This window comes from Prevotella sp. P4-51 (assembly GCF_002251455.1).
Classification (GTDB): domain Bacteria; phylum Bacteroidota; class Bacteroidia; order Bacteroidales; family Bacteroidaceae; genus Prevotella.
Window position 1 is genome coordinate 227895 of the sequence record NZ_NPJM01000031.1, and the last position, 12785, is coordinate 240679.

A 12785-nucleotide genomic window follows, 5' to 3' on the forward strand; every position below is an offset into this window, starting at 1 on the left:
ACATCATGCTCAACCGCAATGTTTGTTGGCACATATAGCGCAACAGAAATCGAAGCCGATGACAAATACAGATTGTTAGGCGGTAATGACGGTACTGTGATTGCAAATGTCAGTGAAACCGGCACACTCAAAGGTACCCGCTGCTACTTTTTGTTCCCATCTGGTTCGCAGCAGGTTAACAAAAGCATAGGCTTGGACTTACCTACAGCCATCCACCCCAACACCTATACCGAGAAACAAGCCAATGGAGTGTATACATTGCAAGGCATAAAGATAAACGATACCACCAACCTACCTTCTGGCATCTACGTAAGAAACGGCAAAAAGTTCATTATCAAATAAATTCACATCTATGAAAAAAGAATATATACATCCGGAGATAATTCGCATTACATTGCCATCCGATTTATTGGGCCAAAATTTTGCCACTTCGTCTGGAGTAAGCGCAAGCCCAGGAAATGCACGCGCTCCACTCCATCACCATTCGGAAGACAACAATGACCCAGAGTGGGATTGACAAGTTAACAACAAGCACTACCTTCAAGCACGCCTCGCATACCAAGGCGTGCTTTCTTGTTATTGCCACGCAATAGGATTGGATGTTTCAGCTCTGTTTGACTATATATATTAACAACAATAGTTATGAATTGTGTAAAAAAAATGGACCGAAGTTAGCATATTGTCTATTTTTATCTTTACCTTTGCATAGATATCGCAACTATCACACGATAGCAATAATTTGCGATGAAAGAAAAAAGAACAATAAGCAACAAACAGACTATGGAATATATAGAAACCGAAATTCAAGGTGTATATATTATTAAGCCCAAGGTGTTTTTTGACGCTCGAGGATATTTCTACGAGGCTTGGAAGCAAGATGAATTTGAGCAGAATGTCGGAAAAATCAATTTTGTACAGGACAATGAGTCCAAATCGGGATACGGCATTCTCCGTGGTTTACATTACCAGGAGGGCGAGTATTCGCAAGCCAAGCTGGTAAGAGTAATCAAGGGCAAAGTGATAGATGTTGCCGTTGACTTGCGTAAGAATTCACCGACATTCGGCCATCATGTGATGGTGGAACTAAGCGAAGAAAACAAACAACAGCTCTTTATTCCCCGCGGATTTGCACATGGTTTCCTTGTGCTTAGCGAAGAGGCAATCTTTACCTATAAGGTGGACAACATCTATGCCCCCCAACACGAGGCGAGCATAAGATGGAATGATGAAACATTAGGAATAGAATGGCCAATTGACCCTGACAAGGTGATAACAAGCGCCAAGGACTTGGCGGGCAAATCATTTAAGGAAGCTAAATTATTTGAATAATGAATATAGCAATAGTTGGAACAGGTTATGTAGGTCTTGTGTCAGGCACATGCTTTGCAGACACGGGCGCTACAGTTACATGTGTCGATGTAGATGCCAAGAAGATTGAACGCCTGAAGAACGGACAGATTCCTATCTACGAACCCGGATTGGATGAACTGGTAACAAAGAATATCAAAGCAGGCAGATTGAAGTTTTCGACATCATTGGCAGATATTATCAATGACCAGCAGATTATTTTTTCGGCTGTAGGCACCCCACCCGACGAGGACGGCAGCGCCGATTTGAAGTACGTGCTTCAGGTGGCCAAGACCATTGGCGAAAACCTCAATAAATATATGGTAGTGGTGACCAAGAGCACAGTGCCCGTGGGCACTGCCAAGAAAGTCAGAGCCACTATCCAGCAAGAACTTGACCGCCGAGGCGTAGACATTACCTTTGATGTGGCCAGCAATCCTGAGTTTCTCAAGGAGGGCAATGCCATCAAAGACTTCATGAGCCCCGACCGTGTAGTGGTAGGCGTAGAAAGCGACCGGGCCAAGGAGCTTCTGACAAGATTGTACAAGCCCTTCCTGCTCAACAATTTCCGCGTCATATTTATGGATATTCCCAGCGCCGAAATGACCAAGTATGCCGCCAATTCGATGCTTGCTACACGTATTTCTTTTATGAATGACATCGCCAATCTCTGCGAGAAAGTTGGAGCCGATGTCAATATGGTCAGAGCGGGCATAGGAAGCGACACGCGTATCGGTCGTAAATTCCTCTACGCAGGCTGCGGATACGGCGGAAGCTGTTTCCCAAAAGATGTCAAAGCCCTTATCAAGACCGCCGACGACAACGGATATTCCATGGAAGTACTCAAAGCCGTAGAACGTGTCAACGAGCAACAGAAGCGTGTCTTGTTTGACAAGCTCACATCTGTCTTTTCCGGCGAATCCCTCAAGGGCATAACTGTTGCCCTGTGGGGCCTTTCGTTCAAGCCCGAGACCGATGATATGCGAGAGTCTACCTCACTGGTAATCATCAAGAAACTGCAGGAAGCCGGCTGCCGCATCAAGGTGTATGACCCTGTGGCTATGGATGAATGTCAGCGAAGAATTGGCGACAGCGTTGAATACGCTACAGATATGTATGACGCCGCCAATGGTGCTGACGCGTTACTGTTACTTACTGAATGGAAGGAATTCCGTCTGCCTAATTGGGACGTTATAGGCAAGATTATGAACCGCCGCATACTGCTTGATGGTCGTAACATCTTCGAACCCAGCGAACTTGAAGCAGCTGGCTTTGTTTATCACTGCATTGGACGATGAAGAAGTTTACAATCTTTGCAGCTACCTTGCTGCTAATCTTGTCGTGCAGCCAACAGCCGCACACCAAAAAGATTATACAGGAAGACAGGGCTGCCAAAAGGATGCTACAGGGAATCTGGATAAACGAGGACGGAGAAGACGTTGCCTTCCGGGTTAAGGGTGATACCATTTTCTACCCCGACACAACAAGTCTGCCTGTCTATTTCCAGATTATCGACGACACGCTGGTACTGCATGGTGCCAAGGAGGCCAAATATCACATCCAGAAACAAGCGGAGCATCTGTTTGTCTTCGAGAACCAGTCTGGAGAGCACATCACCCTGACCAAGAGCGAGGATGCCTCGGACATCTACTACTTCGGCAGCCGCAAAACTATTGCGCTCAACCAGCGACAGCTTATCAAGCGCGACAGTGTCATCAAGGCTGGCGAACTCCAGTACCATTACTATGTGCAGGTAAACCCTACAACGTATAAAGTGGTCAAGACTACTTATAATGACGAAGGTGTAGGTGTCGACAATGTGTATTACGACAACATTGTCCACCTGAGCATTTACCAAGGAGCCAAGCGCATCTATTCAAGCAACTTTGCTAAGGGTGATTTCACCGATTTGGTTCCCAAGGAGTATCTTTCGCAGAGTATTCTGAGCGACATCACATTCTACAAGTCCACCGCAGACAGTATGATATTCATCGCTTCGCTGGCCATCCCCGACGCTTCGACGTCGTTCCAAATAAAAGTGATTATATACAATAATGGAAAAAGAAAAATGCAGGTTTTCGATTGAAACCTGCATTTTTCTTTTTGCTATCTATCAGAAACCTCCACAACAGAACAGCACGATAATCTGGGCTGTGAAAATTCTCAAGAACATACTTAACGGATAAACGGTCGAATAGCCTACCGAGGGTTCCTCCTTCGAGCACACCGAGTTGGCATAAGCCAATGCAGGTGGGTCAGTATACGTACCAGCCAGCATACCCATAATGGTAAAGTAGTTGAACTTATACTTCAGGCGTGCTATAGTACCTATAATAAGAATAGGGATGATAGTAATCAGGAAGCCGGTATAAACATATTTGAGACCGTCGCCCTGGACTACAGTATCCCAGAAGTGGGCACCAGCCTTGACGCCAACGGCTGCAAGGAACAATGCCAATCCTATCTCTCTCAACATCATATTTGCCGATGTCGTGGTATATGTAACCAGTCGCATGCGATAACCGAAACGACCGATAAGAATAGCTATGATAAGAGGTCCGCCGGCAATACCCAGCTTGAGAGGCACGGGCATACCTGGTATGGCGAATGGGAGGCTACCGAAGACGATACCTACAATGATACCGATAAAGATGGTCGCAATATTTGGTGCATCAAGACGCTTGATAGAGTTACCCATCAGCTCAGCCACACGATTGACATTGTCCTCGGGACCGACAACCATGATGCGGTCGCCTACATGGAAGTGGTGACGACGACTGGCAAAGAGGTCGATACCCTGGCGGGTGATACGGGTAACGTTGACGCCATGTACACTGGAGAAGTGCATCTTGCCCAGGGTCTTACCGTTCATCGAGGGATTGGTAATTACAATACGCTTAGACACCAGAGGCTGCTTCTCATTATCCTCAGGGAACGGATTGTCGATAGCAGGGCCGATAAACGCGCGGATAGCTTCGGCATCGTGCTCGGCACACACGATATTCATCTCATCATCCAAATCGAGAATAGTATTCTTGTTAGGAATCACGACCTCGCCATTGTGAAGCAGACGCGAGCACACGATATCACGATTGAGGAACTCGGAAATCTGCTGCAGCTTCTTGCCTGCAAGATAAGAGTTGCTCACCTTCAGGTGCATAGAGAACGGCTTCTCGTGAGGGTTCTCATTTTCCAACGCCTGCAGCTGTTCATTCTCATCCTCCAGACGTATCTTGCAGATGTAGCGGATGGCAATGGTAGCACCGATAATGCCAAGTACACCCAAGGGGTAAGCACAGGCATATCCCGAAGCGATGGAAGGCACCTTGTCTGCAGGGAAGACCGAAGTAAGGGCCTCATTGGCTGCACCCAAACCAGGTGTATTGGTTACCGCGCCATACAACGTTCCGACCATCATCGGCAGATTGTTGACATCCGTAGTATCGAAAAAGAGATAATAGCAGGCAAACATCACGCCAATATTAAGCAGGACAGCTGCCGTGGACAAGAGGTTGAGAGTAACGCCGCCCTTCTTGAAACTCTCAAAAAAGCCAGGGCCAACCTGCAGACCAATCATAAACACAAAGAGGATGAGACCGAAGTCCTGAATAAACGTCAAGATATCGACGGGAGCCGTAAAGCCGACATGTCCAGCAATGATACCTGCGAACAAAACAAAGGTTACACCCAAAGAAATGCCGCAAATCTTGATTTTACCCAACAACACGCCTACTGCAATCACTATCGAAAACAGAAGGACTATGTGGGCAACCGAATTTTGCTGTGTAAAAAGGTTAATGAGCCAATCCATAAATTATATCATTTGTTATTTTCCTACAAAGTTACTGCATTTTTTTCATTTTCATTGTATCATAATTGTTTTTTTTTTAACTTTCACTGCTCCGCAGATCCATTCCAGACTGTTGTTTCCTGCATTTATATTCACTTTAATCAAATATATCCCAAAAGCGAAGCGCGAATTGATAAAATCATGGTTTGATATTATCAATTCATGTTTTGAATAGTTTATTTCAGACTTTGAAACTATCGCCAGCACCATCGCAACTGGTTTTGCCTTGCCGCCACTCTTGATGGAGACATCGCCTCTATACATCAGAAAGGCCGTAACACTCACACTGGAATGTTACGGCCCTCCCCTATCTTCTACCGCCGCGGTCATCTACACAGCGACAAACGTGCTGCTACTTATTAGGCGCAAACAACAGCATCGGAATGTTGGTAGTAGAAAGATATTTTTCCTTATAGGTTCCATCCTCGTAGATACCACCACCGACGAGGTGTATCTCCATCCTTTGGGTTGGCACATCATATACTCCGCACGAATTGGCATTACCATAAAACGCCAGTTGAACCTTGTGACTTTGGCCGCCATAGGTGATATTGTATGCAGGCGCATCAACACCGACGTAGAAAAGGACTGGTGACAAGCCAACGAAATGGATTTTGCACTTCACATCCTGGTAAGGCTGCTGCAACAGGGCTTCCTTGAGTTCGTTGTCGGTAATAAACTCGGCAAATGGCTCCACGGCAAAGTTATGTATGGTCAGCGTGCTGTCGGTATCAATCGTCCAGCTGATATCTACAGTATCGGTTTTGGTCTGATAGTTTCCGATATTCTTCAGATATACCATCTTGCCTGTATGATATCCTCTCACGGTCAAGAAAGCACTTTGGATTTCCTGCTTTGTAAGTTCACGGTACGAGTTGCTTTCATTGCATGATACCATCATCAAGGCCATCATGATAAAACCCGCCAAGACGGCGGCTGTCTTTCTGTTTCTTTTCATTTTCTTGTTATGTTGATAATTATAAATATAGCTTTTTCGCTTTGTAAATGCGACTTTAGGGAAATCTTGCACGGCAAACAGTTAAACAACGTTAACCGCGCCATTCCTCGCACTATCGGCGGATTACGAAATAGCCACAGCGATGTCTCACGCCCCTACTTGTCAAGACATAGAGGTGGTACACGCCAGGAGCAATCTTGCTCACATCCAGAGTCTGCCCCTTCCAGGCGCTTGTCAGGACAGGATTGCCCAGAACATCGGTCACCAGCAACACTACATTGCGCTCCCAAACTTCCTGTGAATGTGGCAAAATCAATTTGCGCCCATCACAGCTGAGTGCCGCAGAAGGATTGGCAAAGGACAAATCGCCCCGAGGCTCCATTTGCAGAGCGCCACTCTCTACACCATATCGATTCATAGCCGTCACAGCATAATACAACCGGTCCGAGTTGCCCACCTTTACCGCATTGCCGCTAACGCGGGCAGCTATAAGATTGCGTCCGTCTGTGATATCTACAGGATGGGAGGGAGACGAATACACATTATAATATATATCCCCACCTGTTACCGTCTTCTGCCAGGTCAGGACATGATTGCGGCCAAGAGCCAAGCATGTAGGGGCAGCGGGTGCAGTGCTGCTGGCCCATGTCATTGGCGGCACAAGGGCCGGTGAGGCGTTATGCTTTAATGTAAAATCGTAAATGCCCTTGGTATTGTCTGTAAAGAACTTGCTCCTGAAGAAGGCGTGCCCCAAACCATACTGGCGCAGCACATGCATCTCGCGCGAGATAATCTCCAGTGGCCAATCTTTCTCCTTGGGTGACAGAAAATAGATGCCCAAGCCAGGAGTGACGATGCGCCCATAGCTGTTTTCGCTCCAATCGATGGCAAATGGAAAGAACTGGCGTCCCTGAAAGTACATCATCGGAAACAGCTGGTCCATCAACCCATCCCGCAGCCATCCTTGTGCATCCTGGCACACGCGCCTATAGGCATTCCATCCATAACTCTGATATCGGGTCAGGTCATCATGCTTGCCAATGGGCGCACTGCTCAGTTTGACATAAGGTTTAATGGGCTTTATACGGTCATGTATCGCCTTGACGATACGAGTAATGAAACTGCGGCCCTGAGTAGGCGTGACTTTGATATTCCAATTCTCAGGATAGCGGATATAATCGAGATGGATTCCATCAACATTATAATTTCTGACTATCTCCTCGCAGATGTCTGCAATATAGCCGGCCGTCTGTGGCATCTCGGGATTGAGAAAACCCTCATCCCCTATCCTCTTCAGCATCTTCAGATTTCGCTTGCGCAAATTGCGGCAACCGGCTCCATTCCATTTGCCAACAGGAATGGCCACCACCCAGGCATGCAGTTCCATGCCACGACGATGACACTCATCGATTGCAAAGGCAAGAGCATCATAACCGGGACTCTTGCCAGGCCGACCGCTCAGACAACCATCCCAAGGCTCGTAGACTGAAGGATAAATAGTGGTGGCACGAATACGCGTCTGCAACAACACCTGATTGATACCCGCCTTTTGCAACTTGTCTAAGATGGCAACCAGTTCCCGCTTCTGCCTGTCTATCGAAGATGGAGTCTGGGCATAAGAGTGCGGCCAGTCTATCCCTCCGATAGTGGTAAGCCAGACTGCCCGCGCCTCATACTTGGGCGAAGGCTGATTGAACTGGGCTAATAACGGCGTATATATGGATATCAGGAGATATAAAAGAAGTAATCTAACTTTCATTGTTCAATTTTTCCGCAAAGATACTTAACTTTTTTGTATTTAGTTTGCGATTAGAACAAAATCTATTAACTTTGCAACAAATATAAGCTAAATTAGCGGAAAGATGATTTCTTTTATAATGGCCTTGATAGCCCTCATACTCGGCTATTGTATTTATGGGCGTATCGTCGAGCGCGTGGCCGGTCCCACCGACAACCCAACCCCAGCCATCAGCCACGCTGACGGCATTGACTATATCGCCATGCCTTCATGGCGGGTTTTTATGATACAATTTCTAAACATCGCCGGAACAGGTCCCATCTTTGGTGCCATTATGGGTGCATGGTATGGTCCAGCCGCCTATCTCTGGATAGTATTTGGCTGTATTTTTGCAGGCGCCACGCACGATTACTTTGTGGGAATGTTAAGCATACGCCACGGCGGTGCCAACATGCCAGCACTGGTGGGCACCTATCTGGGAGCAACAGCCAGAAGGATAATGCTCGTCTTCTCTGTCTTCCTGTTGCTCATGGTCGGCGTTGTATTTGTATATAGCCCGGCTCTACTTCTGAAGAATTACTGCCTCACCACCACATGGTGGGTCATCATCATCTTCGGTTACTACATCCTGGCGACAATCCTTCCCATTGACAAGGTTATAGGAAAGATTTACCCACTGTTCGCCATTTCCCTCATATTCATGGCATTTGCACTTATGGTCATGCTATTTGTCAAGATGCCGGCTTTACCCGAGATATGGAGCGACCTGGAAGCCTCTAACAGGAACACCCCTTCCTCGCTGTTAGGCACAGATACATTCTTCAGCAACAACCCCTTGTTTCCTTGCCTATTCCTAACTATTGCCTGTGGAGCTATAAGCGGCTTCCACGCCACACAAAGTCCGCTCATGGCGCGCTGCATCACATCTGAACGTTTGGCACGCCCCATATTTTACGGTGCGATGATAACCGAAGGCATCGTGGCCTTGATTTGGGCAGCAGTATCTTCATACTTCTTCTACTATGGCGGCTGGCGCGAGGTGGTTGACCCGCAGACTATCTGTGATTTCCTGGCACAGGCAAACGATGCTGACGGCAAATCACTGATACAATACTTCACCGCTCCCGACGTAGTCAACAATGTCTGTACGGGCTGGCTGGGAGTAATAGGAGGACTGCTGGCCCTGCTGGGAGTGGTCGCCGCTCCAATCACCAGTGGAGACACCGCTTTTAGATCCGCCAGACTCATCATAGCAGAGGCAATGAATGCCAGCCAGAAGCAATTGGGCAAGCGGTTTATGATTGCTTTGCCATTATTTGCCGTCGGACTGGGCTTGCTCGTATGGCAGATAGAAAACAAAGACGGTTTCAACACCATCTGGCAATGGTTCGGATGGTCAAATCAGACTCTGGCAGTCTTTGCCTTATGGACTATCACGGTATATCTGGCCAAACAGCATAAGTGTCACTGGTTCACATTTGTGCCAGCGGCATTCATGACAATGGTATGTACGACTTACATCCTCATCAGCGACAAAGCCCTGCATCTTCCAGCTGGCTTGAGCTACACATTAGGAGGACTGCTTACCGCTGCATTGACGATTATATATATAATATGGTATAAGAAACAAACAACAAAAAGATAACATTTGCATTATGAAGAAAATAGTATTATCATTAACGATGCTTGTTGTCGCACTGACAGCCAGCGCACAGTTTCAACAAGGTAAAGGATATATAGGCGCTTCGCTTAGCGGACTCAACCTATCATACAACAGCGAGAACGGATTGAACCTCGGCGTACAGGCCAAGGCAGGTTACCTGTTTGCAGACAATTGGATGCTCTTGGGCGAGGTAGGCTATGACCACTATGGCAAAGACAAGATAGCTGACCAGGCTGCAATAGGCGTGGGATTCCGTTATTACATCATCCAGAACGGTCTCTTCCTCGGCGCAAATTGTAATTTTGTGCACAGCAATCATAGTTACAACGACATTATGCCCAGTGCTGAAGTTGGTTATGCCTTCTTCATCAACCGCTCGGTAACCATCGAGCCTTCAGTGTATTACAAACATTCATTCAAGGATAGCGACCACTCCACAATCGGACTTAAGGTGGGTATCGGCGTTTACCTGTTTGACGATTAATCGCGGTGGAACAGCAATATCCATCGACCCTATTGGAAAAAGCCGTCTCCGAGTTCTCCAAACTACCAGGTATCGGGCGCAAGACAGCACTAAGACTTGTACTGCACCTCTTACGGCAGAGCGAAGAAAGCGTTGACGGTTTCACCAGCGCCATCGGCACTTTGCGTCATAATGTAAAGTATTGCAAGGTGTGTCACAACATCAGCGATACTGACATCTGTCCGATATGCTCTGATGCACATCGCGACACAAGGACAATATGTGTAGTGGAAAACATCCGCGACGTGATGGCGATAGAGAACACTCAGCAATATCGGGGACTATACCATGTCTTAGGTGGCATAATATCCCCGATGGACGGCATCGGCCCTGGAGATATAGAGATAGCTTCGCTCGTAGAACGCGTGGAGCGTGACGATATAGGCGAAATCATCCTGGCACTCAGCCCCACAATGGAGGGCGACACAACCAACTTTTATATATCCAGAAAATTGGCACACACCAATGTGAATATCAGCGTCATCGCACGAGGCATTTCTATCGGCGACGAATTGGAATATACCGACGAAGTGACACTGGGCCGTTCTATACTCAATCGTATTCCTTTCAGCAAATAAAAATGGAAACTATTCAGAAGAAATTACAACTCATATTTTGGATTCCAATCGCACTTTCGGCGATCATAATTGTATCAGGCGAGTTGGACATCATACCCAATGGCATCCTGGCCAATGACAAGCAAGTGGAGTTTGTCATCATGTCAATGATGGAGATTCTCACGATTATTGCGATTCCTGTAGCCTTGAAACTCTTCAAGTTCAAAGCCATCGCCAACAAGCTGGCATCTGACACCTTGCTTCATTTCGAGCGTTGGGGAATTGTACGACTATGCCTGCTCAACGTGCCCATGGTAATCAATCTGGTATGCTACTACCTTTTTGTCGGTGCCGGCTTTGGGTATCTTGCCATCATCCTGTTCCTGAGCCTATTCTTCGTATATCCATCATTGTCGCGCTGTTACAATGAAACTGACGGTCATAATAGTTAACTACAACGTAAAGTTTTATGTGGAGCAGTGCCTATACTCGTTGCGCAAAGCGCTAACGGGAATAGACGCCGAAATATGTGTTGTCGACAATTGTTCGAATGACGGCAGCATTGATTACCTCAAGCCGCGTTTTGATGACGTTGTTTTCATCCAAAACCAAGAGAACCTGGGGTTCTCACGCGCCAACAACATAGCCATAAGGCGCTCCCAAAGCAAGTACGTGCTCCTGCTGAATCCGGACACAATGGTAGGCGAAGACACCATTCGCCAAACTATTGCGTTTATGGACAGTCATGAGCGGGCTGGTGCTTTAGGAGTCAAGATGCTAAACACAGACGGCAGCGTGGCCAAAGAATCACGTAGAGGCATACCCTCGCCTGCCACTGCCTTCTACAAGATGTGCGGGGTGTGCGAACGCTTTCCAGCTAACCGGACATTTGCCCACTATTATATGAGCTACCTCCCATGGAACGAGGCTTCCAAAATAGAGATTGTAAGCGGTGCGTTTTGCCTGCTGCGCAAATCTACGCTGGAAGATGTAGGCCTGCTCGATGAAGACTTCTTCATGTATGGAGAAGACATAGATTTGTCGTATCGCATACATAACAAAGGATGGGATGTATGGTATTACCCGACAGAAATACTCCACTACAAGGGGGAAAGCACGCAAAAAACATCGTTTCGCTATGTGCACGTGTTTTATGAGGCAATGCTTATATTCTTCAACAAGCATTATTCCCACCTGAGTTTTCTTTTCTCTCTTCCCATACAAATGGCAATTTACTCGAAGGCACTATCTACTCTGATTAGTGTCAAAATGAGCAAATTCTATTCAACCTTCAAAAACGAGAAGCTCAAAGTGGCTGCCCCCATAAGCTACATTTGTGTCGTACCCATGGAGAATAGAGAACTGTGTAATAAAATCGCATCTGCAAACGGCTTAGACCCAAACTACATTACAGATTTAGATGACATAGAGTATAACGAACTCAACGAGACAGCCCTTACATATATTATATATGATGTGTCTGCCTTTGCCCTTCAGCAGATATTCAAGAGTGCGACATCGTCTGCCCACCCAAGAGTGAAGATGGGCTTTTTCAACCCATTGTCGCATACGATTATCACCGAAAAAAATGTATTCAATGACCAATAGCCTGCCAACAGTCAAGCTAAGAGCTTTAGAGCCAGAAGACTTGGAGTTCTTCTATAGTATAGAAAATGATCCCGAGTTATGGGATGTGAGCGACTATACGACCCCGTATTCACGATATGTCCTGCATGACTTTATTGCCAACAGTACATGCGACATATATAAAGACGGCCAAGTAAGGTGGGCCATCGAAAACGAAGAAGGCGAGGTTGTGGGCATGATAGACCTAACCAATTTTGACCCACATCACTCAAGAGCCGAGACGGGAATCGTCATTGCTAAAAAATACAGAAGAAACAAGTATGCCTTATCAGCCTTGCTACAGCTGATCAGTTATGCTGGCAGTGTGCTACACCTTCGCCAACTTTATGCACTCATAAATACTGACAATGAACGTTCTGTGTCTTTGCATGAATATGTCGGCTTTGTCAAAGGGACAATACTTAAAGATTGGTTCCGCACTTCAAACGGTTTTGCAGACGCATATGCCATGCAATTATTTTTATAAAAATATGCGCAAGTATTTGGTGGATTAGAAAAATAT

General features: G+C 46.5%; 14 protein-coding genes. 10 read left to right on the forward strand and 4 right to left on the reverse strand.

Annotation, left to right across the window (positions count from 1 at the left end; translation table 11 throughout):
* Positions 1-18 precede the first annotated feature (18 nt).
* The 4 genes from CIK94_RS03755 to CIK94_RS03770 all read left to right on the forward strand — a co-directional run bounded on the left by CIK94_RS03755 (position 19) and on the right by CIK94_RS03770 (position 3433).
* Positions 19-342 (forward strand): hypothetical protein, encoded by a 324-nt coding sequence (locus CIK94_RS03755; RefSeq protein WP_094387476.1) that lies wholly within the window; start codon positions 19-21, stop codon positions 340-342.
* A gap of 438 nt (positions 343-780) precedes the next feature.
* Positions 781-1329: a dTDP-4-dehydrorhamnose 3,5-epimerase gene (gene rfbC, locus CIK94_RS03760; RefSeq protein ID WP_022311482.1), complete on the forward strand. Its 549-nt coding sequence runs from the start codon at positions 781-783 to the stop codon at positions 1327-1329.
* On the forward strand, positions 1329-2645 hold the full coding sequence (locus CIK94_RS03765) for a UDP-glucose/GDP-mannose dehydrogenase family protein (protein WP_022311483.1): 1317 nt from the start codon (positions 1329-1331) through the stop codon (positions 2643-2645). Before rfbC ends, CIK94_RS03765 begins: the two co-directional genes overlap by 1 nt.
* Entirely contained in the window at positions 2642-3433 is a 792-nt protein-coding gene (locus CIK94_RS03770) for a DUF4738 domain-containing protein (protein WP_094387475.1), read from the forward strand. The genes CIK94_RS03765 and CIK94_RS03770 overlap by 4 nt, the downstream gene beginning before the upstream one ends.
* Before the next feature lie 27 nt (positions 3434-3460).
* Here CIK94_RS03770 and CIK94_RS03775 read toward each other — a convergent pair whose 3' ends face one another.
* The 4 genes from CIK94_RS03775 to CIK94_RS03790 form a co-directional block, all read right to left on the reverse strand.
* Positions 3461-5158: a putative transporter gene (locus tag CIK94_RS03775; protein WP_022311485.1), complete on the reverse strand. Its 1698-nt coding sequence runs from the start codon at positions 5156-5158 to the stop codon at positions 3461-3463.
* Positions 5159-5209: 51 nt separating this feature from the next.
* Positions 5210-5482: a hypothetical protein gene (locus CIK94_RS03780; protein ID WP_144289395.1), complete on the reverse strand. Its 273-nt coding sequence runs from the start codon at positions 5480-5482 to the stop codon at positions 5210-5212.
* A 67-nt stretch (positions 5483-5549) separates the two neighbouring features.
* On the reverse strand, positions 5550-6155 hold the full coding sequence (locus tag CIK94_RS03785; RefSeq protein WP_144007795.1) for a DUF4840 domain-containing protein: 606 nt from the start codon (positions 6153-6155) through the stop codon (positions 5550-5552).
* Between the two features lie 112 nt (positions 6156-6267).
* Positions 6268-7914, reverse strand: a complete 1647-nt coding sequence (locus tag CIK94_RS03790) for a glycoside hydrolase family 10 protein (RefSeq protein WP_094388918.1) — start codon at positions 7912-7914, stop codon at positions 6268-6270.
* Positions 7915-8017: 103 nt separating this feature from the next.
* On the opposite strand from CIK94_RS03790, the gene CIK94_RS03795 reads away from it, so the two are divergent.
* The 6 genes from CIK94_RS03795 to CIK94_RS03820 are packed head-to-tail and all read left to right on the forward strand — an operon-like array spanning position 8018 to position 12749.
* Positions 8018-9538 carry a carbon starvation protein A gene (locus CIK94_RS03795; RefSeq protein ID WP_094421384.1) on the forward strand — a complete coding sequence of 507 codons (1521 nt, stop codon included), beginning with the start codon at positions 8018-8020 and terminating at the stop codon, positions 9536-9538.
* 7 nt (positions 9539-9545) lie between these two features.
* Positions 9546-10040 carry an outer membrane beta-barrel protein gene (locus tag CIK94_RS03800; protein ID WP_094421386.1) on the forward strand — a complete coding sequence of 165 codons (495 nt, stop codon included), beginning with the start codon at positions 9546-9548 and terminating at the stop codon, positions 10038-10040.
* A 5-nt stretch (positions 10041-10045) separates the two neighbouring features.
* Entirely contained in the window at positions 10046-10657 is a 612-nt protein-coding gene (recR, locus tag CIK94_RS03805) for a recombination mediator RecR (protein WP_094387469.1), read from the forward strand.
* Between the two features lie 2 nt (positions 10658-10659).
* A complete protein-coding gene (locus CIK94_RS03810) occupies positions 10660-11088 on the forward strand; it encodes a hypothetical protein (protein WP_094387468.1) in 429 nt (142 codons plus the stop codon).
* Positions 11063-12244 (forward strand): glycosyltransferase family 2 protein, encoded by a 1182-nt coding sequence (locus tag CIK94_RS03815; protein ID WP_022311492.1) that lies wholly within the window; start codon positions 11063-11065, stop codon positions 12242-12244. The genes CIK94_RS03810 and CIK94_RS03815 overlap by 26 nt, the downstream gene beginning before the upstream one ends.
* Positions 12225-12749 carry a GNAT family N-acetyltransferase gene (locus CIK94_RS03820; RefSeq protein WP_094387466.1) on the forward strand — a complete coding sequence of 175 codons (525 nt, stop codon included), beginning with the start codon at positions 12225-12227 and terminating at the stop codon, positions 12747-12749. The genes CIK94_RS03815 and CIK94_RS03820 overlap by 20 nt, the downstream gene beginning before the upstream one ends.
* Positions 12750-12785 lie beyond the last annotated feature (36 nt).

Bases quoted from the DNA above. Each gene is read 5' to 3' on its own strand.
- CIK94_RS03795 (WP_094421384.1), top strand. From the start codon at position 8,018: ATGATTTCTTTTATAATGGCCTTGATAGCCCTCATACTCGGCTATTGT.
- CIK94_RS03765 (WP_022311483.1), top strand. From the start codon at position 1,329: ATGAATATAGCAATAGTTGGAACAGGTTATGTAGGTCTTGTGTCAGGC.
- CIK94_RS03785 (WP_144007795.1), bottom strand. From the start codon at position 6,155: ATGAAAAGAAACAGAAAGACAGCCGCCGTCTTGGCGGGTTTTATCATG.
- CIK94_RS03755 (WP_094387476.1), top strand. From the start codon at position 19: ATGTTTGTTGGCACATATAGCGCAACAGAAATCGAAGCCGATGACAAA.
- CIK94_RS03815 (WP_022311492.1), top strand. From the start codon at position 11,063: ATGAAACTGACGGTCATAATAGTTAACTACAACGTAAAGTTTTATGTG.
- CIK94_RS03790 (WP_094388918.1), bottom strand. From the start codon at position 7,914: ATGAAAGTTAGATTACTTCTTTTATATCTCCTGATATCCATATATACG.
- CIK94_RS03810 (WP_094387468.1), top strand. From the start codon at position 10,660: ATGGAAACTATTCAGAAGAAATTACAACTCATATTTTGGATTCCAATC.
- CIK94_RS03820 (WP_094387466.1), top strand. From the start codon at position 12,225: ATGTATTCAATGACCAATAGCCTGCCAACAGTCAAGCTAAGAGCTTTA.
- CIK94_RS03770 (WP_094387475.1), top strand. From the start codon at position 2,642: ATGAAGAAGTTTACAATCTTTGCAGCTACCTTGCTGCTAATCTTGTCG.
- CIK94_RS03775 (WP_022311485.1), bottom strand. From the start codon at position 5,158: ATGGATTGGCTCATTAACCTTTTTACACAGCAAAATTCGGTTGCCCAC.
- rfbC (WP_022311482.1), top strand. From the start codon at position 781: ATGGAATATATAGAAACCGAAATTCAAGGTGTATATATTATTAAGCCC.